Below are 23,134 nucleotides of genomic sequence, written 5' to 3' on the forward strand. Positions count from 1 at the left end.
TTATGAAATACTTTTTTACCATCTTATCTGTATTAACCTCTATTTATTTACAAGCTCAAACCACTAAAGGAAAAGTAAGCGACGCCACGACTGGAGAAAAAATAAAAGGAGTAAATATCCAATTACTAAATACCAACAAAGGCACTTTAACAGATGCTGAGGGAAATTTTGAAATTGTAGGAAAAGGAACACTTAAAATTTCTTCGATTGGGTACAAAAGCTATCAAGTAAAAGCAAATGGTGCTTTTTTGAAAATTGAGTTAAATCCAGAAAACAAAGAATTACAAACCGTAGAAGTATTGGGAAGAGTAGCCAAAGATTATAACAGCGAATACTCTTTTTCGGCTACCAGAATATCTGCTTTGAATAAAGACATTCCACAATCTATTTCAACAGTTACCAAAGAACTCATTGCCGACCGACAAGCTTTTTACTTGGCAGATGCAGTAAAAATAGCGAGTGGCGTCATTCCTTCAAGTTATTATAATCAATATTCTATTAGAGGAATTAGTCAGAATGAAGAAGGACAAATTATCAACGGAATGCGTACTCGTCAGTATTATTTCTTACAACCACTTACGACAAATATTGAAAGGGTAGAAGTAATTAAAGGGCCAGCCAGTGCTACGTTTTCATCGGTTGATCCGGGTGGAAGCATCAATTTGGTTACCAAAAAACCTTTGTCAATTGATAGAAAAGAAGTAAGCATGAGTGTAGGAAGTTTTAGTACTTTCAGAGGAACGTTAGACTTTACGGGACCATTGAATGATACAAAAACATTATTATACCGTGTCAATGCAGCTTATCAGGAAGCTCGTTCTTTCAGAGATTTGGTCGGAAATAAGTCGGTCTTAGTTTCTCCTTCATTCAGTTATATTCCTAATAACAAAACCGCCATTAATGCTGAATTGATTTTTAGTAATATGACGGGAAATCTGGACAGAGGTCAGCCAATTTTTGGCGCAACTGCTGGTAAAACGGATTTGAACAGTACGCCAACAAGCTTGAATTTGGGTGCTCCAAACGATTTTTTCAAATCTAAAGAAGTAATTATTATGGGAAATATTGCACATAAGTTTAGCCAAAATATTGGTTTCAATACTTCTTACATGAAACAATCTTGGACAGAAAATTTACAAGAACACCGCACTACCAACGCTTTTGCAGTAGATATTAATAATCAGCCTGTAACAAGCTTGGCGGCAATGCAATTCATTCAGCGCCAGCAATATTGGAATATCGACAACCTAAATAGTTATTTCAATTTTGATTTTAAAACAGGAAAAGCCAGTCATAAATTATTGGTTGGTTACGATTTGAATAGTTGGCAAAAATTGAAAGGTGGCGGACAAAATGCGGCTCGTGGTTATTTGTTGAAAGACGGTTCTGTGGCAAGTTCCTTTGTGTTAGCCAATGCCGCCAATTACCAGACGATTACAGTTGGTGGAAAAGTATTGCCCAAACCTAACGTAAATCACTTCGACTTGGCGAATCCAACTTATACCATTCGCAATGTTGAAGATTATACATTGAACGTTCGTACTGCTTTGCCTCCAGCTTTAACCACAACCAATGCCATTTATATTCAAGAACAATTACAATGGAATAAATTTACTTTACTCTTCAGTTTACGAAACGAATGGTTTAAAGATATTACCAATTACAAAGCCAATAATCCTTTGACGGTAGAAAAAACAGTATTGTTACCTAGAGTCGGTTTGACTTATTCTGTCAATAAATCTATTAATGTTTATGGTACTTATCTGGAAGGTTTTCAGCCACAATCTAATACTGTAACGCTGATGCCACAAACGGGTTCATTACCTGCGGGTAGCCAATTCGACCCACTTAAAAGTGATTTAAAAGAGTTGGGAATTAAAACCGATTTGTTCAATAATCGAGTAAGATTGAATGTTGCCTTCTACGAAATCAATCAGAAAAATATTTTGATGAATGCCAACGATGCAACAAATCCAGATTTATTGGTTACTCGTGGAGCTGAAAGAAGCCGTGGAATTGAATGGGACATTGCGGGCTATATTATGCCAAATTGGCAAATTAATGCCTCATATAGTTACATTGATGCCGTTATTGTGAAAGACAATGACGAATCTTTGATTGGAGCAAGAAAGCAAAATACGCCAAAAAACAGCTTTAATGTCTGGACTCGCTATAATTTCCAAAGTATTTCTTCATTTAAAGACCTTGGCATTGGTCTGGGAATACAACATCAAAGCAGTAAAATTCCGTGGTTTACTCGTGCATTTGAAGTACCTGCTTTTACCACTTTTGATGCAGCACTTTATTACACGCCAAACAACAGCAATGTACAAGTAGCCTTGAATATTGCGAATATTTTTGATACAACCTATTGGCTTGGAGCGCAAAATTACTTGCGTTTATTCCCTGCTGCACCAAGAAATATGACACTTACATTGACGTACAAATTTTAAGAAAATATGTTTTCACATACAGAAATTCTTATCGCCAAGCATTTTAGAAATACTGCTTTCAGAAATAAGGCAGTATTTATGCTGACGGTTTTTATAGGTTTACTGCTGATTTATGCGGCTTTTTCCGGTTGGATAAATTTTCAAAAACAAAACGAAATACGAGCAAAATACCAAGAACAAGCCCGAAAAGATTGGTTGAGTAATCCCGACAAACATCCCCACCGAATGGCACATTTCGGGCATTTTGCTTTTCGCCCAAAAGCTCCACTGAGTGTTTTTGATTTTGGAATGGAAAGCTTCTTGGGCAATACCATTTTTCTGGAAGCTCATAAACAAAACACCGTCAATTTCTCAGAAGCTGGTTTTTCAACAGGAATGTTGCGATTTGGTGAAATCAGTATTGCGATGATTTTACAGGTTTTATTGCCTTTGCTGATTTTCTTTTTGGGCTTTAGCAGTATTGCTTATGAACGAGAAAACGGAACGCTCAAAATACTATTGAGCCAAGGAGTAAGCTGGAAAGCATTAATAATCGGCAAAAGTCTTGGCATTATTAGCGTAGTAATGATACTTTTTATTCCGATTATTATTGCTACAATTCTACTTTGGTCGTTACTCCAAAATATGAATATTTCAATAGACGAAAGTATCCGTTTACTCTTGATTATACTGGTTTATTTTGTCTATTTAGTCATTTTTTGTGTCATCGCTGTTTTGGTTTCCGCCATTAGTAAAAGTTCAAAAACGGCTCTTACTTCATTGATTGGAATCTGGTTGATGTTGACGATTGTCATTCCAAGAGGTTCGCAGGCTTTGGGAGCTTACATTTATACTGCTCCGTCAAAAGCAAAATTCAATGCTGAAATTGAAAATGACATTTTGAAAGAAGGCGATAGTCACAATCCTGATGACCCACATTACAAAAGCTTGAAAGATTCACTTTTAACTGTTTATAAAATTGATTCTGTCCAAAAGTTGCCCTTCAATTACAGCGGTTTTGTGATGGCAGAAGGCGAAAAAATCAGTGCCAATATTTATAACCATCATTTAGAAGGACTGCTAAAAATTTACGACAAACAAAATAGTTTTTCGAAGGCAATGGCATTTTTGAATCCATTTATGGCAATTAAAAACTTGTCGATGGCATTGACAAGTACCGATTTTGCTTCATACATCAATTTTCAGGAGCAAGCGGAGCATTATCGTTACGAAATGGCTCAACAAATGAATGAATTACAGATAAAATATATCAGTAATAAAAAGCCTTCGGTTGGTGAAAAATCTCATACCATTGATAAAAAACATTGGGCAGAAATGCACGAGTTTGAATATCAAGCTTCGGGAGTAAGTACGGTTTTTAGCCATGAAATCATTTCCATTTTTGCCTTTATTTTTTGGATAGGGCTACTATTATTTTTTATCAGAATACTGTCTAAAACCCTAAAAGCAATTTAATATGATAGTCTTAGCATTCAAGAATTTTATACGGTCAAATAGCGTAAAAATTGGTTTAAGCTTTTTACTTATTGCAGGAATTGTCAGCCTTTTTGTGGGCAAACAATTTATAGAAAAGCAACAGCAAAATATTATTGAAACAGCAAGGTATCAAAAAGAATACATTGCCAGAAATGTCAATTATCACAAAGATGAAATAGGGCTATTATTGTATTATTTGAAGTTTGCCTTCGTTAACGAAACATTGCCCATCAATGGTTTGTCGATTGGTCAGCGAGATGTCAATTCATCTATTCAAAGCCTTACCATCAGAGGACTAGAAGCACAGAAATATGATGCAGATTTGAATAATCCGACGAATCTTTTGTTGGGAAATATTGACTTTAGTTTTGTACTCATCTTCCTGTTTCCATTAATAATCATTGCTTTTACTTACAATATTATTTCGGAAGAAAAAGAAAGTGGCACTTGGCGAATTGTGGCTATTCAGAGCAAAAACTTGTTTTTATATGTCTTCCAACTATTTTTTGTCCGATTTGTAACAGTAATTTCCGTACTGTTGCTCGTACTATTTTTAGCGATTCCTTTTTTGCATATCCCACTCACAAATACCTTTTGGGCATTTGTTGGTCTGGCAATTTTGTACATCTTTTTTTGGTTTGGTGTCAGCTTTTGGGTAGCATCATTACAGAAAAACTCTAATGCAAATGCTGTTATTTTACTATCAATCTGGATTGCACTTATCATTATTTTGCCTGCATCGCTCAATAATTATCTAGTGAATAAATATCCAGTTCCAGAAGCATTGGCAACAACAGTAAAGCAACGAAAAGGCTATCATGAAAAATGGGATATGGACAAAACGATGACAATGAACAAGTTTTACGCACGCTATCCTCAGTTTAAAAAGTTTCCTTTGCCAGATAAAGAATTTAGTTGGTTGTGGTATTATGCCATGCAACAAATGGGAGACGAAGACGCTAGTACTCAGGCTACTGCTTTCAAAGAAAAACTGATAGAACGTAATAATGCAAGTAATAGCATTGCACGGTTTATTCCAACAATTCATACACAAATGCAACTTAACGAGATTGCACAAGCAGGTTTGAGCAACCAAATACAATTTCTGGATGAAACGAGCAAATTTCATGAAAAAATGAAGTTGTATTTTTATCCCAAAATATTCAGTGAAGTACCAGTAAATAGTGAAAATTGGGGGAAATTTAAAGTGGAAACTTTCAAGAATCAACGCACAAACGGAAGCTTACAAACGTATCTGTCATTAATAGTTTTTAGCCTACTTTTTGGAGGATTTGGTTGGGTAAATTTTAGGAAGAGTATTAATAAATTATAGTTGTTCAGAATGACTAGATTGAAGTAATTCAGTGATTGAGTCATTTCATTATTTTTTGGCACATAATATTTATTTTACGAAGTAAATAATGTTCTTTCTCTGTACCAAAACTTCCTGCTTAGGCGGTCCGATTCCAGACGTGTCTTTCTTTATTGAGGATACCTTTCATTTGCTTGTTTGCTATATCATCTTTTCCCCTACCTTTTATAAAGAAATTATGTTGGATACTATGCTCTCTTAAAAGGTACGGTTTTTTTCATTGATTGGATAAATCCCATCTGTGGCTACATGAGTACATTTTCCAATCATTATCTCGTTTCTTACTGCACTATCTTTCAGTTTTTACACTCATTAAAAGCGTTATAAATTGCATATTCAATGATATTCATACCTACCACTTGATTGATGTGAACCTTGATTCCGTATTCTAGATGTTTATTCTACTTTTCTCTGACAATTAGGTCTAATATAAGATTTGAAGATGCTTACTATGCGGTCATTAATCTTTGCTACAGGTACTTCAAAAAGATGTTTCTGTTGCTCATAAACCACTTTAATAGTTTGAAATACTTTTGCATCTTTCTCTGAAAATCCCTTAGAGTTAACTTTTTCTAAGTGTATTTAAGGTTTTCTAGCAGAAACAAAATACAGAAAACCTCTAAAATTGCCAATATTGACACTTTTTCGGGATTATTTTATTGATAATTAAATAATTATATCAGTAAAGAGAAGCTGAATTAGGATTTAAGTATCTTCACGTTATTCCTGAAACCCTATCCATTTTTATCATTTCTGTAAAAGTGGATAGGGTTTTGATTTAATAAGCCCAATTTAGGCATTTAGATGGAATAAAATATTTAATGAGCAACAACAAAATTGAATTGATATTTACCTTTGTTTGATAAAGCTTTTTTTGTTAGTAAAACCCTAGTTACTTGATGATTATTCCATTTAGTTTTAAAGCTTTCATATTCCATGCCTTCTGTCGATGGTTTATCTGTAGTGACAGTCCAAAGTGAGGCATCGTATTGTAATGTCAATTTAGCATTATTTTCTCCTGTTAATTTCACCTTTCCTTTTTCTGAAATATCTACCTCGCAAATACTCATAAATACTTGTTGTAAAGATTTGGGCTGTGCCGATAATTCATAAACATCTGTCAACTCAACCTGATTTTTTTCTCGGTTTAGTTTTACATTTCTTTCCCAATTAAGCACTCCTGCTTCTGAAGGATAAGCTGTTGCGATGTTCATGAATAAGCTGGCTTCTTTCTCATTCGTAATACTTTTAACATTTTTAGCTTCAAATACTCTTCCTGCTTTCTGACCAAATCCATTAATAATGGGTAAATTATGGTATTCGGACTGAGTAAACCAAAGCTCATAGCGATGACTAGAGAAAGTACGTGCAGTATAGTTTCCTCTTCCTGCATCCACAATCATGGGCTGTCCGTTGAGATAAATAATAAAATCTCCGACATCATTATGATTATGGCTTTCTTCATTATGACCGCCATGTGTTGCCAAAAATAAACCATTACTTGCTCTGGCTGTGAGTACTTGGATATCACTTACATAGGCATCTCTTACCGCTTGATATGAACTTGGGCTTTTGTCAATTTTTTGAATCGTTAGTAAATTTTCCACTCTCCTCATTCGTTGAAAACCATCTGTTTTATAATTAGGAAAGGCATCAAAAGCCCATTTGCCAAATTGAATCATTTTATCATCATTCAACGCTTTACCAAATCGATAAAGCATTAAGCCATCTGGACGAAGTTTAGGGTCTGCATCGGCAAAATTCACAAAGTAGTCTTTACTAATATGCGTTTTATATACATAGGAAGCCATTTTTTGTATCAATTGATTTTGATAAATTTTGACAGCATTGTTCGTTGACTTCTCTAATAATTCCAAACAATCATATACGCTTCCACCCGCTGCAAACCAGTAGCTTGGTCCTTCGTCACAACCACCATCTTCGCCCAAACTGTTCAGGTAAGCATCTAAACCTACCATTGCACCATAAAGCATTTCTGCTCTGCGAGTTTCATTTTTCTCTAACAAAAGATTGCTTAAAATCCAATTCGACATAATCCAAGGATTCCAATTATTCACAGGCTTGGTTTTACTCATCCAACCGTATTTATCACTATTTTTTTGTAAAGGAGTAAAAATACGTCTATCGGTTTCATAATAAATGCGTTTACGAATCAGCTTGTTTATTTTATCAAGCTTTTCACCCATAAAATAATCTGCCATCCCTAATACAGAAGCCGTTTCTGCTGAGAATAAATCTACAATAGGGTTTTCAACATTGGGTAAACCTGTGCCACCAATATGAGCAGGAACACCCCAATAACTTTCTTCACAAATAGACCAAATACCATTTAAAATAGCTTCCGTAAACCGGCCTTTGTCTTCAACACTTTCGGCTAAAATGAGTTGAATAAGTATATTTCTCTTTCCAAAAGAAATTTTGCTATGTCTTTCACGATCTCCAGAACGAACAAAATCCAATGAAGTAGAAGCTGAAATGGGTTCAAATTTATAAGTCAAAGCTTTTTCTCCTTCTTTTACTAATATTGTCAAAATAGAATCTGGCACAGCAGTTTTCCATTCGCTAGCCGTTTTGGGATATGGATTCCATTCACTAAGCGGAGTAAGATTTTTCTTGACATACTCAAGCGAATATTGTTTTTCAAAAATATTTCTGAGGGTAATTTGGGCAAATATTCCATAATGGAGTATCATCAAAATCACTGTTAGTTTTAAAATTTTCATCGTTAATGATTTAAAGTTTATAAACTTTTTACGAGCTAATATTCGGGATTATTTTCTTATTTGTACCTAAAATCTATGCAGAAATAATATGTAGAAAAAAAAGCCCTCCCTAAATGAATATTAGGAAGGGAATAAAACATAGGTTTTACCAACCTTGGTTTTGTTTGAGAGATGGATTTAGCCCAATTTCGTTAACAGGAAGTGGCCATAGATAATCTTTTGCAGGGTCGAATTTTCTGAAAGTTGCCTCTTGAACTAATAAGAAATTATCAGGTGTTAGCTTTACAGCCGCTGCTGTTCCGAATTCAGATTTGAAAAAGTAATTTCCTAAAACTGGCTTTACCAATTCAATTTCTGCTGTTTTCCAGCGGATTAAATCCCAGTATCTAAAACCTTCCAAAGCAAGTTCGACTCGTCTTTCACGACGAATTTCATTGCGCATACTTAGTCCATTCGCAGTAACTAAAGCATTGGTTAATTTGGCAACTTTGGCTCTGGTACGCAATAAATTAATTGTTAGATCTAAATCGGCATCAGAAATACCATCTTCTAATTCATATTTTGCTTCTGCATAAGTCAGTAAAATTTCTGCATAGCGTATCAACATCCCATCAATATTAGAACGCTGAACGCCCCAATCATCAATATTGATATATTTGCGAGACATGAAGCCTGTCAACTGGAAAGACAAAATTGCTACATTAAAAATAGGTTGTGTTCCAATATAAGGATCTCCCTTTTTCATAATTGTTGCTGCCAATCTTTCATCTCTGTTTGTAAAAACATCGGTTGATAAAACAGGTGCTTTGTACAAAGGAGATTTCGTAATACTCAATCCATCAGTCATTAAATAATCATCCACTAGGCTTTTCGTCGGACTAGCACCGCCGTTCTCTAAAGTCCTAGCGGCATTGTGTGTTAAAACAATATCTGAAGTACTAACGCCATATTGTTTTACTAGAATGTTTTCTCGGTTTTGCCTTCCTTCACCTGCCAATTGGAACAAAGCATAATAATCGCTGTATAAACTATGTTCTTTACTATCAATTACTGCCTTTGAAGCCACCAAAGCCAAATTTAGATGTGTTTTAAAATCACCATCACTATGGAATTTTGCACGTGTTCCTTCGTACAAAGCTACTCTTGCCTTGAAAGCTAAAGCTGCCGTTTTTGAAATTCGACCGTAATTAGTCACTCCAAGCTGAGTTGGTGTTTGAAGCTTTTGGCTTGCAAAATCCAAATCTTGATAAATTGCATCAATTATTGCAGCTCTTGGACTAGCAGCTGCTTGCAATTCTGCTGAGGTTTCTTCTAATACTTCTAAAATTAGGGGTACACTACCATATTTTTGTACTAAAGAGAAGTAAGCCCAAGCCCTAAAAAACCTTGCTTCTGCGATATAACGATCTACCACATTAGCAGACACTCCATTTGCAAGTGCTCTTGGAGCTTTCTCAATGATATTATTTGCTGCCCTTATAAGTTGGTAAGGACTGTTATAATTTCCATCAGTAGCTGGTGCAATTCTGCTACCGTCGCTTATCGTATTTGGGGCTCTTGCATAAGTATTATCTGACCAGTTATCGTCAGTATTGGGCAATCCCGGAAGGAAAGTATATAAAAAATTGGCTGCACCTTGTAAATCTCTTTCGGTTTTCCAAAAGGCGGGGTCACTTAGCTGTGTTTCAGGAATTCTGTCAACATCGCAAGCTGTAACACTCATCAAAAGTGTTGAAGTAACTATTATGTATTTTAAAATCTTTTTCATGCTCTTTCTTTTAAATAAACAAATTGATAACATCAAAAACTTAGATTCAAACCAGCAGTAGCTGTTCCAAAGAATGGATAGTCGTTCTGAGCACCATTTCGTTGTTCTGGATTAAAGTAATTATTGAAGGCTCCTAAGCGAGTAAAAGACAGGATGTCTTGTCCAGAAACAAAGACTCTTGCTCTTGAAACCTTAATTTTCTTTATCCATTTTTCAGGTAAAGAATACCCAATTTGAATATTTTTTAACCTTGCGTATTGTCCATTTATCATCCATTTATCAGACGGTAAATACCTGAAGCCCCCTTGTAGATATGGGCGAGGGAAAGTTGCATCTTGATTTTCAGGCGTCCAATAATCTTTGTGGATTGCTAAAGGTTGTTTCCACGCTTGAGCGAGCGGTTCAATAGCTTCGCTATTTGCCAAGAATGAACGTTTGCCTACTCCTTGAATAAAGGCAGAGAAATCAAAACCTTTGTATTGAAAACCAATATTAAAGCCAAAAACATAACGAGGTTGGTCTGTACCTAAATAGACTAAATCTCCAGAATCGTCTGGCGAACCCTTTCCTACATTTATTTTTGCATCTCCATTTTGATCGACAAATCTAACATCACCAGCGCCAGTTCTACTGTCTTGAAAAGCACTTGCTTTTACTTCATCATCTGTTTGAAAATAACCAGCAGTTTTATAGCCCCAAATACTATTGAGCGGATAGCCTTCTAAAAGTGCCACAGTTCCTGCACCTACTACTCTTCGTCCAGCATAACTAATCAATTTATTTTGGTTGTCTGATATATTCAGCCCTATATTATAATTAAAACTTTCTCCGATTTTATCTCTGAATTTTACTTCAACTTCCCATCCCCACGACTTTAACTCTCCATTGTTAATTCTAGGAGTACCTACTCCAAATGTCGCTGGCAATTGAAGCGGTGTTAGCATATTGCGATTGTATTTGATATAATAATCACCACTGATTTGTAGTTTGTTCTTAACAAGACCCATATCTAAACCAAAATTTGACGTTTCAATTGTTTCCCACGAAAGGTCAGAAGATGGAACTACGCTTTGCGAAAAGTAAGATGTTCTTGATTCTACGCCACCTAATACTAGGTTTGAACCCCTGTTTAAGAGATTTAAGTAGTCGTAGTAGCCAATACCAAGTGCATTACCTAGTTGTCCCCACGAACCCCTTAATTTAAATTCAGAAAATAAAGGTACCGCTTTACTAAACCACGGTTCTCTTTGCATGTTCCAACCTATAGAAGCTGAAGGGAAGAACTTGTTTCTTAGCCCCGGTGCAAGGCGTGAACTCTCGTCCATTCTGAATGTTGCTTCAAAGAGGTATTTATCATCATAATTATAGTTGAATCTTCCAAAAAATGACTGGAAAGCAAAAGTGTTAATCGTTTCACTATTCGCTTTTGTTTTATCATCTCCAAGATTTAACGTTGGTTGATCATTATTTACCAATGAATTCGATGTAGTTGCAGTAGAAGTGAATCTGCTATCTTCCCATTGGTAACCCCCTAATACGTGAAATTTACTTTTGCCAATCGTTAAATCATAATCTGTTAAAAACTGAATATTGGTATTTCTTGTAAATTCAGAAGTGATGGCATATTGATTAGGATTATTAAGGTAGAAAATAGGAGCAAAGCGTCCCCAAAGTTCTACTTGACGAGCAAAACGGCGTCTATCACTAAAGCGATATTGTTGACCCAGTACTGTTCTAATATTCAATCCTTTAACTAATTCTTTGGCTGCCAATGTAAATACTCCGTCAAAGAAGTTTCTATCAACATTATTATAACCTCCTTCTTTGAGCAAGGCATAAGAATTATTAGATGAAGAACCTGCTCCACCATTTAATCTGCCTTCTGGAGTAAAAATTGGGAATCGTGTTCTCAAACGATAAATTTGATACACCAAACCTTCTCCATCAGTTCCTACAGACGACGCTTGTTGGCTTTGTAAAGAATAAGCAATTCTTGAATCTAATGAAATATGTTTTGTTAATTGAGAACCTAAGTTTACACGAAGATTATATCTGTCTAGTCTATCAGGACCAACTTTGAATAATCCTTGTTTTCCATAATAGCCAAAAGAAACTAAATAATTAGTTTTTTCTGTTCCACCTTTTGCTGAAAAATTATGGGTTTGCATTGGGGTATATTTTCTTACAACACTATTTATCTGATTTTCTTGATTGTAAAAAATATACCTTGTTGTGTCGGATGGGTTAACTACATAAGGAATGCCATCTCTTATTCTTTGAAGGTCTTCTTCAGTATATTCAGGAGCAGTTTTAGCATTTTTTCTGGCAAGGTTGGCATACTCAGCTTCGTCTAAAAGTGATAGCCGTTCTGGTACATTCAATGCCCAATCAACACCTATTTGATTAGAATATTCAAAAATTGTTTTGCCTGATTTACCTTTCTTTGTAGTAATTAACAGTACTCCACCAGCAGCTTGAGCACCATAAATGGCAGCGGCAGCAGCATCTTTTAATACACTAATACTTTCAATATCGTTAGGGTTTAATGTTTGAAGAGTAAAACTTGATACCGTTACCCCATCTACTAAAATTAAAGGGTCAACGTTACCATTAGCAGAAGTAGCACCACGAATCTGAATACCAATACCTTCGTTTCCAGGTTGACCAGAACCACGTGTAACTATTAAACCAGAAGCTACGCCTTGTAAAGCATTTGCCACATTAGAAACGGGTCTATTTTCAATTAACTTAGAGTCAATGGTCGAAACAGCACCTGTTAAATTTGCCTTTTTCTGGGTTCCGTAACCAACTACCACAACTTCGTCCAAAGCTCTATCATCAGTTTTTAAAGAAACATTAATGGTATTTTTGCTTCCAACCTCTATTTCTTGACTAATATAACCAACAAAAGAAAAGATCAAAACTGCATCTGTATTTGGTACGGAAATTTTAAAACTTCCATTGGCAGTTGAATTAACACCTCTGTTTGTCCCTTTGATAGCAATATTAACTCCTGGCAAGCCTTGTCCATTTTCGTCTGTAACAACACCTGAAACTGATATTTCACCAAGTATGTTATTACTTTCAGCTTCAGGAAATTTTAGAGGTTGAGTCATCGGTATTTCTTGATAGCCTGTATTTTTGGTTCGAGTCAGGATAATTTGTCGATCTCCCACTGTTTCGTAAGCTATACTTCTTGGAATCAAGACTTTTTTGAGTACATCTTCCAGTTTCTCATTCTTGATTTCTACCGTTATCAATTCATTATTAGATAATAAATCTTTTTGAAACGAAAAGAAAACGTCCGTTTGACGCTCTATCGTTTTTAGTAATGTACGGAAATTACTTTTTTTAAGTGAGAGCGTCACTTTTTTTTGTAATTGTTCTTGGGCTTTTACTGGTGTTGCACAAGCATTTCCTGCTAAGATTCCTGCAATGACCAGTTGAATGAAGTTGATTTTCATAATTGAGAAAATCTTTTGTTTTGTACGACTTTTTGTCATAGTTTTGAGTGTTTTTTTAAAAGCGTTAGCATGCCATTGCTTTCCCTGCAATGGCTAAGATTATCGGGGTTAGGTGTTGCCGCACTTTTCCCCGATTTTTACATTAAGTAAGCTGGGTTTAAACCATAGTTTGTGTTTAAAATGTTAAAGAGATTTCTTAATTAAGCTAATTATTGTTGAAATTACTGACAACCATTAGACTGTATAACCACCTGTGCATCAACCACTTTGTAGCTGGCGCCAATCGTTTTGCACATGATGTCTAGTTTATTAAATAAAGATTCATCCGTGAGAGTAGTCGTGATGATACAATGTGAAAGGACTTCCTCATCATAAATAATAGTGATGCCATAAGCTTTTTCTATTACCTTCAATACTTCTGCGACAGGTCTGTCTTCAAAGCTTTGAACCCTTATTTCCGATAAATTTTGAATGAGAATAGGGTTTTCGCTTAATGTTTTTTCTAAGCGTTCTTCTTTTCTTGAAAAAATAGCTTGTTGATTTGGTGTAATAATTAATCCTTTTTCTTCTGGGTCGGTTAAGCTTATTTTATGTTGATGAAAGACTGAAACTCGTCCAGTTTTCACCGTCACAAAAATGCGTGGAGCATTTTCAAAAGCTTTAATGATGAAGCTGGTTCCTAATACTTTGGTTACGACTTCATTAGCATAAACATAAAAGGGTTTATTGGGGTTTTTAGTAATTTCAAAAAAAGCTTCCCCACTTAAAAATACTTGTCTTTTTTGTGTATCAAAGTGCTGAGGGTAGCTCAATTTAGCATTCTTTGCTAAAGTAATTACGCTACCATCTTCAAGCTTTACTACAAGTGGATTTGTAGAGTGATTTATCTTTTCGATTAAAATATTTTGTTTTTCAGCAGTCGCAATTAAGTCTTGATAACTTACTTCTTTATCATTGATTGGATACCAAATGCCAAATCCTAAACCAATAACAAGAAGCGCCGCAGCTACCCAATTGAGGATACGCCAATTTAAGAAGATATTATGAGATGGAACTTCATGCGTGAAATGCTCTTGTTCATCAATATTTTCATTGATGATTGTCCATACCTTTGATTGGTCAATATTAGGAAATTTTTGGCTTTCAACTTCATCAACTTGTCTAATAAAGCGAATAGCCTCTTCAATCATTTGAGATTTTTCAGGATAATTCAACTGAAATTCAAGCCAAAATGAGTCATTTTCACCATACTTCACCCATTTAATAAATGAATCCTCTTGTATGAAATCTTTGGTCTGAAAAAAATTATATTCCATCTTGATATAGCTATAGTGTGCTTTATCAATACAGATACGAAGTTGCAGATGAATTACTCACCTAACAGAAAATATTTTAAAAAAAATAACATCATTACCCAGTTTTTAAGAATTGCTCTTAAAGATGCATAAGAACGGAAAAGAAGGTTACTGACAGATTGTCTATTCATTTCCATTAGTTGAGCGATTTGCTCAAGACTAAAATCATGATAATATTTTAAGTTTATAACTTCTTGCTGGCGTTGTGGAAGATGTTCAATTGCTTTTTTCAAAGCATTTAATTCTGCATTGTCATTTTCAGAATCAATGGTTTTTTGTTCTTCTGAAAGACTTATTAAAAAATCAAGATAAGTATCAATATTTTCGGATTTATCGAAAATGTCTTTCTGCAAATCTCTAATAATTCTATTTTTCAGCGAACGAAATAAATAGAACTTTACCTCATTTACTTCAGTAAGACGAGATTTATTGTTCCAAAGATAGATAAATACTTCTTGGATAGAATCTTCAATCAGATTTTCATCTGGCGTAATTCTATAGCCGTAATTTATCAACGCTTTAAAAAAATGCTTATAGAGACTTTCAAAAGCTTTTTTATCTCCGTTGATTAAGTCTTTCCATAGCAAAGTTTCTTGCTCTTTGGTCAGCTTTTGATTTTTTGTAATATTTATTCTTGCGTTAGTCACGAAGAGTTTCCTATTTATTCTAATTGGATAAGTATTAACAATAAACTATTTTCTGTCACGATAATCTTCAAAAAGAAGCTTCAAAATAACAGCTTACGAACCTAAAGTAAGATTATTTTAAAAAATACTGTATAAAAATAATTAATAGTATAAAAATACTTAGAAAGTAGCTTGAAAGTAAGATTTAAAAAGATTTGGAATCTCTGTTTTATTCTCTCAGAATAGTTACAAAAAATGTCCGTTTTCAAAAAAAATAATGTGTTTTTTTGACATATAATTATTATATCGAACAATATCAAAAAAGGAACGAATACTTAACAAGAGGTTCTTGTAAGATTTTACTGAAAATCTTACTTTTCAAACTAAATTAATAGTTTTGTCATAGCTGCTGATTTCCACTTTCGGATATCTCAAATATTTATAAAGCGTCATTTTATAAACACCGATTTCTAAGTCAAATTGGTTTACACGCATTTTGCCTTCTTTATAATAAGTTTCGACTAATATTGCTTTTTTGTTCTGCTTCTTTAGCCATGCCTTGGCGAAGACCACCTTTTCTGCCTCTGGCAGGAGCAACTTCTAAACCAGCTTTTTGTTAAAGCATCTATTTATAACCCTAGCGTATCCTTTCTTCATCTATAGATAGTTATCTATTAAATTAGCTATTTTTTGTATCAAGGGCTTTGCCAAGCGAATCGTATCTTCCATCAGAACATTCTTTTTTTATAGTTGTTTGAACTATATTTATAAATATTATAATTATAGTTACAAATAAGCATACAGTTGTATGAAAATAAGGTAGATAAAATAAATTTTAAAAAAATACAAAATTAGAGTAAGGGGAAAAATACTAATTATAGTCTTAACAAAAGAATAAAAAATATTAAAATTATTATAGACAAATCAATGGCGAAACCTTTACTCATAAAGCAGAATGGAATAGACAGAAAGGCATTAAAACCGATTTTTTCGAAGGAAAGTAATAATTCTATGAAAATCATCAGTTTTGATACCATGTTAAGGAATGCTTTTGAGGAAGACTCTCGAAAGGCGTTTGAACTTCTTTTTCAAAAATATTATGCCCCACTTTGTAGTCATGCTGTTCGATTTGTGTATTCAAAGCAAATAGCGGAAGATTTAGTAAGTGAGGTTTTCTATCAGTTCTATAAAACAGAAGCTCATTTAAATATAAAAACATCTTTTGTAAGCTATCTTTTTACAGCGGTGAGAAATGAGGCGTTTTCTCATCTTAAAAAAGAGTTTGGCAAAAATGATTTGATGGATGCCAATACAGAGAATACGCTTAAAAATAGTATGCCACTTCCTGATGCCGAAGTGCATTTTAATCAGCTTTTCATGCGTGTTAACGAAGTGATTGGTCAATTGCCCAACCAATGTCAGAAGGTATTTTTATTGAATAGATTTGAAAATAAACGATACCAAGAAATCGCAGATGAACTTAATATTTCACCTCGTACAGTAGAGGTTCACATGTCAAAAGCGCTTAAGTTTTTAAGGAGTGCTTTGCATAAAGATTGGCTACTATCTGTATTAATACCTATTTTTTATTAAGCGATAAGGGCTTTTTTCATTTTAAAAGTCTTAATCGTAATATCTGAAAAATCAATACTATGAACACATCAATTACCAAGTATATCGTTTTTGAATATTTATCTGGGAGAGCCACAGCACTTGAAAATCAGGCAGTGGAAGAATGGCTTTGTACTCCTGAAAATATTGAAATATTTCACGAATGGCTACTAGAATGGGAATTACGTTCACCTCAGTTTACGCCAAATACTCAGGGCGCATTTCATAAGCTTATTAATAAGATGGATAGTTCGGTATCGGATGATAGCCAAATGGTTATTCCTTCTAAGCAAAGTAAAACAAATACTTTCAGTAGTATTTTGGCCATTGCTGCATCGGTACTGGTGATAATTGGAAGCGTTTGGCTAATGAAAGACTATATTCTTTTTAAAACCTACAAAACAAATTATGCAGAAGTGTCTTCTTTTTTGTTAGAAGACGGGAGTCATGTTTCGTTAAATGCCAATTCAATTTTAAAAGTGCCACGTTGGGGTTTTGATAATGGAGTTAGAGAAGTAACCTTGCAAGGTGAAGCAGAGTTTTCAGTGACGCATACGTTTGATAATAAACGTTTTATCGTGAAAACGTCAGACCAATTTCAGATTGAAGTATTAGGGACAGAGTTTTCTGTTTTTGCCCGAAAAAGAGGCACTAAAGTAGTTTTAAATAGAGGTAAAATTAGAATAGATTATGCTTCTGGCTCAAAAATAGAACAATTATTAATGAAACCCGGTGATTTAGTGACGCTTAATCAACAAGGTAAAATAGCCTTAGAGAAAACGCCTGAACCGCAAGCTTACTCGGCTTGGAAAACACAACGCTTTGTTTTTAATGGTACTTCTGTCAGAGAAATTGTAGCGCTATTGAACGAAAATTTTGGAGTAGAATACATTATTTTAAATGAAGAAATCGCCTCAAGAACAATTAGTGGAACATTTAAAGCCCAATCTGCCGACGAATTACTACAGGTTTTCTCTGAAGTACTTAGTCTGAAAATTATTGAAACAGAACAAGGGAAAGTGTTGACAAACAAATAATAATCTCAAGATAATGAAAATAAAAGTACTATTTTTTAAGCGATGGACTGTGATAGTCTTTATGATATCGCTATTTCCTTTGTCTAAATTTATGCAGGTATTTGCTTATGAAGTACAGACTCAACCAGCAGTTAATAAAAAGACCCCTTCCAACTTAAAAAGTATTCTATTGGAGCTTCAAAAATATTATAAAGTTGAAATTGTATTTGAAGACAAAGCCGTTGCCAACAAAAATGCAGAGCCTTTTAACCCTAAAATATCAATTGAAAAAAACTTAACGATTGTCTTACAAAAAACTGGATTAAGTTTCAAAAAACTAAGAAAAGATACGTACTTAATAACGCAAAATGAAGTAGAAAAAACTAATACCATCAATAAAGAAATCAATAGTTCAAGTGTCGTTGTTCCAACCGAAACAGATGCGTCTGTTGAAGTAAAACTAGCAGTAAACACACCCGCCAAAAATAACATTCTTGATGCTACTGAGTCGGGAATAATGGTGAAAGGAAAAGTATCAGATGAAAAAACGGGAGAGGCTTTACTTGGCGTAAACATTATGCTAAAAAACGCTAGACAGGGAACAATGACGAATGCAAATGGAGAATATGTTTTGAACGTTCCTGAAAAAAATACAATATTGATTTTCAGTTATTTAGGATATGAAAGGCGTGAAGTTTCTGTTGGTAGCCGTTCTGAATTGAATGTTACGCTACAGTCAAGTGCAAAAGCTTTGGAAGAAGTTGTTGTGATTGGATTTGGAACGCAAAAAAAAGTATCAGTAACAGGAGCAATCACAACAGTAACAGGCAAAGAGATTCTTAAATCTCCCAATTCAAACGTTACCAATAGTTTAGTGGGTCGGCTGACAGGCCTATCAGCTGTTCAAAGAAGTGGACAGCCCGGGAATAACGAAGCATTAATCACGATTAGAGGTTCAGCTACTTACAATAATAATGCAGCAATTGTGGTGGTAGATGGCGTAGAACGTTCAGGATTTGGTGATATTGACCCAAACGAAATAGAAACCATTTCGGTATTGAAAGATGCTGCCTCAACGGCTGTTTTTGGGATAAAAGGAGCTAACGGAGTAATTGTAATTACGACCAAAAGTGGTCAAGAAGGAAAGCCACGTATAAACTATAGCGGTAATATTAGTTTACAAACTTACACTGGAATTCCTAAAGCAATGAACGCCTATGATAACGCCTTTTTGATAAATGAGGCTAACCGAAACGATGGCTTAGCCGAAACTTGGACAGCCGATGAATTACAAAAATTCAAAGATGGTTCAGACCCTTATGGTTATCCAGATATAAATTGGTTCGATTATTTAACGAGAAAATCTTACTCACAAACGCAACACAATATCAATATTAGTGGCGGTACTAAAATCGTAAAGTACTTTGTTTCTGTGGGTTATTTGTTTGAAGATGGTATTTTTAAAAAGTTGGATTCTCCTTATGGTTTTAGCTCAACTCCTTCTTATTCACGCTATAATTTTCGTTCAAATATAGATTTTTCATTAAGTAAAAATCTGCAAGTAGGTGTACGTTTGGGTGGAAAATTAGGAGAGCGTTACCAACCTGCTGGATTAGCTTCTTCTTCATTTTCTTACGATAATATCGAGGCTATGATTTCAAGGGTTTTACAAACGCCTTCGTTTGCATATCCAGTAATGACTCCCGACGGGCAAATCGCACAAAACCCAAATGTAGGAACAAATATCTGGAATCCATTAGCAGTAATTACTCGCTGGGGAACACGTGATGATGAAAGTAATACACTTGAAAGTACTTTCAATTTAAACTATAAATTAGATGCACTTACAAAGGGATTATCTATCAAAATCGTATTTGGGTATGATTCTTATTTCTCCAATATCGTCAGAAGAAATGCTACTTGGGCGGCTTACGTGGTAGATAGAAAAACGAAAGCAATATCATTGTCGCCCGATAGACCAAGGGATGAACCTTTGAGCGGTTTGATTACGTCTTACAGTGGATTAATTACTTCAAATCTTCAAACAGGTTTAAATTATGATAGGAGTTTCAATAAACATAATGTTACTGGGCTTGCTCTTTTTACTCGTCAAGTAATAAATGAACAAGGCACTGGCTTGAATGCTCCGCCCAGAGCCTCACAAGGTGTAGTTAGTAGAATAACCTATAATTATAATCGAAAATACTTTGCTGAATTTAATGCAGCTTACAATGGTTCAGAACAATTTGCTATTGGCAAACAATATGGTTTTTTCCCTGCTGTTTCGGCAGGTTGGACATTAAGTAACGAAAACTTTTTGAAAGATATATCATGGATTTCAAACCTTAAAATCAGAGGTTCTTATGGAGTTGTCGGGAATGATAAATTGAATTCAAGATTTTTATTCTTAAATAATTATTCGGTAATCACAGGTGGAATTTCAACAGATCCGGCATATTCCAGACCGGGAACGGGTGTACAATTTGGTTTGCCAACTTCTTTGGTAAATTATCAAGTTGTAGTGCCAACATCATTCGGAAACCCAGATGTTACTTGGGAAAAGGGAACAAAAAGAAATATTGGTTTTGAAGCAAATTTATTTAATAATGCTTTGAACGCTACAGTAGATATTTTTGATGAAAACAGAGTAGATATTTTAACCAATCGTTCTTCAGGTTTACAAACCTATGGACTTACATATCCAGCTTTGAATATTGGTAAAGTGTATAATAAAGGTTATGAAATAGAATTGAATTATCAGCACAGGAATGGTCCAGTAACTTATGGGCTTATCACTCAGCTTTCTTTTGCTCGCAACAAAATTATTAGTCGTGATGAACCTCCTGGACGACCTGACTATTTAAAACAAGAAGGAAAACCTGTTGGGCAGTTTTTCGGTTTTGTAACTGATGGTTTTTATAAATCGCAAGAAGACATCAGTAATTCTCCAGTCAATACTTTAGGAAAGGTAATTCCGGGTGATTTAAAATATAAAGATTATAATAACGATGGTAAAATTGATGCTGATGATGTGGCACCGATTGGCTATTCAAGAACGCCAGAGTACATTTATAGTTTTGCTCCAAATATTGGTTATAGAGGCATTACTTTGTCGATTTTATTGCAAGGAGTACGTAATGTGAGTTCAGATGTTATTTTATCTGAACAAAATAATGGGCAGCAAATGTATGAATTTCAACAAGGAAGATGGACGCCAGAAACGGCTTCAACTGCTACTTGGCCAGCTTTACATTCAAGAGGAAATGCCTACATTAGTTATCGACTAAACGATTTTATTTTACAGGATGCCTCTTATTTGAAACTAAGGAATATTGAACTTTCGTGGAATGTTCCTCAGGCAATATTAAAGCAAAAAGTAAGTGGATTAAGAGTGTTTGTTTCGGGACAAAACCTTTATACATGGACAAAATATAAAATGTATCTCGACCCCGAAAATATCAACTTGTCGAATACAGATTTTTCGAAACAATCTATCTATCCAACACCTCGTATTTTCAATGTTGGGGTTAACGTCCAATTGTAAAAAAACTAGCCATGAAAGATTTAAGATATAAAATTTGTACACTCATTTTAGGAATGTTGACACTCGTTTCTTGCAACGACGATTTTCTGGATAGAGCACCCAGCGTAAACCTTACTGAAGAAAAAATCTTTTCAGACCCCATTTTAGCAGCGCAATTTGCCGATAATGCCTATAATCATTTGGTAGATGAATATGCTCGTTTTAATACTCATAGAGGTATTACTGGACAAGCAGCCGACGAAGCAGTTTCTGGAAATAACGAAGTATCAATCAGAACATTAACCAATGGGACATATCATGACCATTATGAAAGGGGAGGGGCTTCGCTAAATGATATTGGTGATATTTGGGCAAGAAGTTATGCGGGTATTAGAGTTACCAATAAAATGCTTTCTGTGATTGATAATGTGCCTTGGACTGTCAACCAATCCCCCGAAAGAATCAAAGGAGAAATGTACTTCATTCGTGCATTTTTGTATTTTGAATTGATAAAACGCTTTGGTGGAGTTCCTATTGCAGATAGGGTTTACGATGTAAATGAAAATATTGATTTTCCGAGAAATACCTATGAAGAATGTGTAAACTTCATTTTGAAGGATTTAGATAATGCAGATAAGCTTTTACCTACAGAATATAACCTTTCAAATGTTGGTCGTGCCACTTTGGGTGCTTCAATGGCACTACGTTCAAGATTACTATTATTTGCAGCAAGTAAACTAAATAATGAATCCAACGATTTAACAAAATGGCAAAAAGCAGCGGTAGCAGCGAAAACGGTGATGGATTTAAATGCCTATTCTTTGCAAGCTACCTATGCAGATATTTTGAATGTACCATCATCGCCAGAATACATCATGATAAAAGTGCGTGGTCCAAGAGCTATTGATGGTTTTTTATTAGATTATGCCATGTCTCCGGGTTCGGGTGGTGCGCAAGGACAATTAAATCCTACACAAAATCATGTGGATTTATATGAAATGAAAACGACAGGAAAACCAATTGCTGACCCAACTTCTGGTTATAACCCTCAACTTCCTTATGCTAATCGTGACCCACGTTTGGCGGCCAACGTATTATATAATGATTTACCTTGGCAAGGCAGGAAAATGGAAATGTGGAGTGGTGGGAAAGATTACTTGTCAGGAAATGTTACTTATACAGCTACAAGGTATTATTGTCGCAAAATGTGGCCAGAACCTTATGTTAGAAATGTAACAGGAACAGCACTCCTCAATTTTGTTTTCTTCAGATACGCCGAAATATTATTGAATTATGCCGAAGCACAAAATGAGGCAACAGGGCCTGATGCAAGTGTCTATGCAGCTATCAACCAAATTAGGGCAAGGACGAGCGTCGCTATGCCTCCTTTGCCAACAGGTTTAACAAAAGACCAAATGCGTCAACGCATCAGAAATGAAAGAGCCGTTGAATTAGCATTTGAAGATTTTAGATGGTACGATATTATGCGTTGGAAAGTTGGACCTGAAATTGTGGCTCAACCCATGTACGGAATGAATGTTGTGCGAAATCCAAATGGAACATTCACATATACTCGTGAGCTATTGCCTGCAAGTATGCAAAAAGTGTATTTAGATTATATGCACCGTTACCCAATTCCTCGCTCTGAAATTTATAAAAGTAAAGGCATTTTGATTCAAAATAGTGGGTGGTAAGTGTTAAGCAAAATATTAATTTTAAGAAAAGC

At 34.9% G+C, this 23,134-nt stretch carries 12 protein-coding genes; 7 read left to right on the forward strand and 5 right to left on the reverse strand.

Going from position 1 to position 23,134, the window contains the following annotated elements:
• Window positions 1-2: 2 nt before the first annotated feature.
• The 3 genes from ABID42_RS16805 to ABID42_RS16815 are packed head-to-tail and all read left to right on the forward strand — an operon-like array spanning window position 3 to window position 5,262.
• Entirely contained in the window at window positions 3-2,453 is a 2,451-nt protein-coding gene (locus tag ABID42_RS16805) for a TonB-dependent receptor domain-containing protein (RefSeq protein ID WP_367284661.1), read from the forward strand.
• A gap of 6 nt (window positions 2,454-2,459) precedes the next feature.
• Window positions 2,460-3,908 (forward strand): ABC transporter permease, encoded by a 1,449-nt coding sequence (locus ABID42_RS16810; protein ID WP_367284662.1) that lies wholly within the window; start codon window positions 2,460-2,462, stop codon window positions 3,906-3,908.
• Window position 3,909: 1 nt separating this feature from the next.
• A complete protein-coding gene (locus ABID42_RS16815) occupies window positions 3,910-5,262 on the forward strand; it encodes a DUF3526 domain-containing protein (protein ID WP_367284663.1) in 1,353 nt (450 codons plus the stop codon).
• 857 nt (window positions 5,263-6,119) lie between these two features.
• Here the strand turns inward: ABID42_RS16815 and ABID42_RS16820 are convergent.
• From ABID42_RS16820 to ABID42_RS16840, 5 genes are all read right to left on the reverse strand, one after another.
• Entirely contained in the window at window positions 6,120-8,045 is a 1,926-nt protein-coding gene (locus ABID42_RS16820; RefSeq protein ID WP_367284664.1) for a heparinase II/III domain-containing protein, read from the reverse strand.
• Window positions 8,046-8,190: 145 nt separating this feature from the next.
• Window positions 8,191-9,813 (reverse strand): RagB/SusD family nutrient uptake outer membrane protein, encoded by a 1,623-nt coding sequence (locus ABID42_RS16825; RefSeq protein ID WP_367284665.1) that lies wholly within the window; start codon window positions 9,811-9,813, stop codon window positions 8,191-8,193.
• A 32-nt stretch (window positions 9,814-9,845) separates the two neighbouring features.
• Complete coding sequence (locus tag ABID42_RS16830) at window positions 9,846-13,277, reverse strand: SusC/RagA family TonB-linked outer membrane protein (RefSeq protein WP_367284666.1); 3,432 nt, start codon at window positions 13,275-13,277, stop codon at window positions 9,846-9,848.
• A gap of 221 nt (window positions 13,278-13,498) precedes the next feature.
• Window positions 13,499-14,491: a FecR family protein gene (locus ABID42_RS16835; protein ID WP_367284667.1), complete on the reverse strand. Its 993-nt coding sequence runs from the start codon at window positions 14,489-14,491 to the stop codon at window positions 13,499-13,501.
• 155 nt (window positions 14,492-14,646) lie between these two features.
• The gene (locus ABID42_RS16840; RefSeq protein WP_367284668.1) at window positions 14,647-15,279 is read right to left on the reverse strand and encodes an RNA polymerase sigma factor; all 633 of its coding nucleotides are present in this window, start codon (window positions 15,277-15,279) and stop codon (window positions 14,647-14,649) included.
• A gap of 906 nt (window positions 15,280-16,185) precedes the next feature.
• Here ABID42_RS16840 and ABID42_RS16845 point away from each other — a divergent pair.
• From ABID42_RS16845 to ABID42_RS16860, 4 genes are all read left to right on the forward strand, one after another.
• Window positions 16,186-16,851, forward strand: a complete 666-nt coding sequence (locus ABID42_RS16845; protein ID WP_367284669.1) for an RNA polymerase sigma-70 factor — start codon at window positions 16,186-16,188, stop codon at window positions 16,849-16,851.
• A gap of 59 nt (window positions 16,852-16,910) precedes the next feature.
• Complete coding sequence (locus ABID42_RS16850) at window positions 16,911-17,906, forward strand: FecR family protein (protein WP_367284670.1); 996 nt, start codon at window positions 16,911-16,913, stop codon at window positions 17,904-17,906.
• 91 nt (window positions 17,907-17,997) lie between these two features.
• On the forward strand, window positions 17,998-21,429 hold the full coding sequence (locus tag ABID42_RS16855; protein ID WP_367284671.1) for a SusC/RagA family TonB-linked outer membrane protein: 3,432 nt from the start codon (window positions 17,998-18,000) through the stop codon (window positions 21,427-21,429).
• Between the two features lie 11 nt (window positions 21,430-21,440).
• A complete protein-coding gene (locus tag ABID42_RS16860; protein ID WP_367284672.1) occupies window positions 21,441-23,102 on the forward strand; it encodes a RagB/SusD family nutrient uptake outer membrane protein in 1,662 nt (553 codons plus the stop codon).
• The last annotated feature ends 32 nt before the right edge of the window (window positions 23,103-23,134 follow it).

It is taken from the genome of Arcicella rosea, assembly GCF_040543805.1.
GTDB classification, from domain to species: Bacteria; Bacteroidota; Bacteroidia; order Cytophagales; family Spirosomataceae; genus Arcicella; species Arcicella rosea.

What these genes read in the sequence shown, in the direction of transcription:
- ABID42_RS16810 (WP_367284662.1), top strand. Translation starts at nt 2,460, where the DNA reads ATGTTTTCACATACAGAAATTCTTATCGCCAAGCATTTTAGAAATACT.
- ABID42_RS16850 (WP_367284670.1), top strand. Translation starts at nt 16,911, where the DNA reads ATGAACACATCAATTACCAAGTATATCGTTTTTGAATATTTATCTGGG.
- ABID42_RS16845 (WP_367284669.1), top strand. Translation starts at nt 16,186, where the DNA reads ATGGCGAAACCTTTACTCATAAAGCAGAATGGAATAGACAGAAAGGCA.
- ABID42_RS16830 (WP_367284666.1), bottom strand. Translation starts at nt 13,277, where the DNA reads ATGAAAATCAACTTCATTCAACTGGTCATTGCAGGAATCTTAGCAGGA.
- ABID42_RS16805 (WP_367284661.1), top strand. Translation starts at nt 3, where the DNA reads ATGAAATACTTTTTTACCATCTTATCTGTATTAACCTCTATTTATTTA.
- ABID42_RS16855 (WP_367284671.1), top strand. Translation starts at nt 17,998, where the DNA reads ATGCAGGTATTTGCTTATGAAGTACAGACTCAACCAGCAGTTAATAAA.
- ABID42_RS16820 (WP_367284664.1), bottom strand. Translation starts at nt 8,045, where the DNA reads ATGAAAATTTTAAAACTAACAGTGATTTTGATGATACTCCATTATGGA.
- ABID42_RS16825 (WP_367284665.1), bottom strand. Translation starts at nt 9,813, where the DNA reads ATGAAAAAGATTTTAAAATACATAATAGTTACTTCAACACTTTTGATG.
- ABID42_RS16860 (WP_367284672.1), top strand. Translation starts at nt 21,441, where the DNA reads ATGAAAGATTTAAGATATAAAATTTGTACACTCATTTTAGGAATGTTG.
- ABID42_RS16815 (WP_367284663.1), top strand. Translation starts at nt 3,910, where the DNA reads ATGATAGTCTTAGCATTCAAGAATTTTATACGGTCAAATAGCGTAAAA.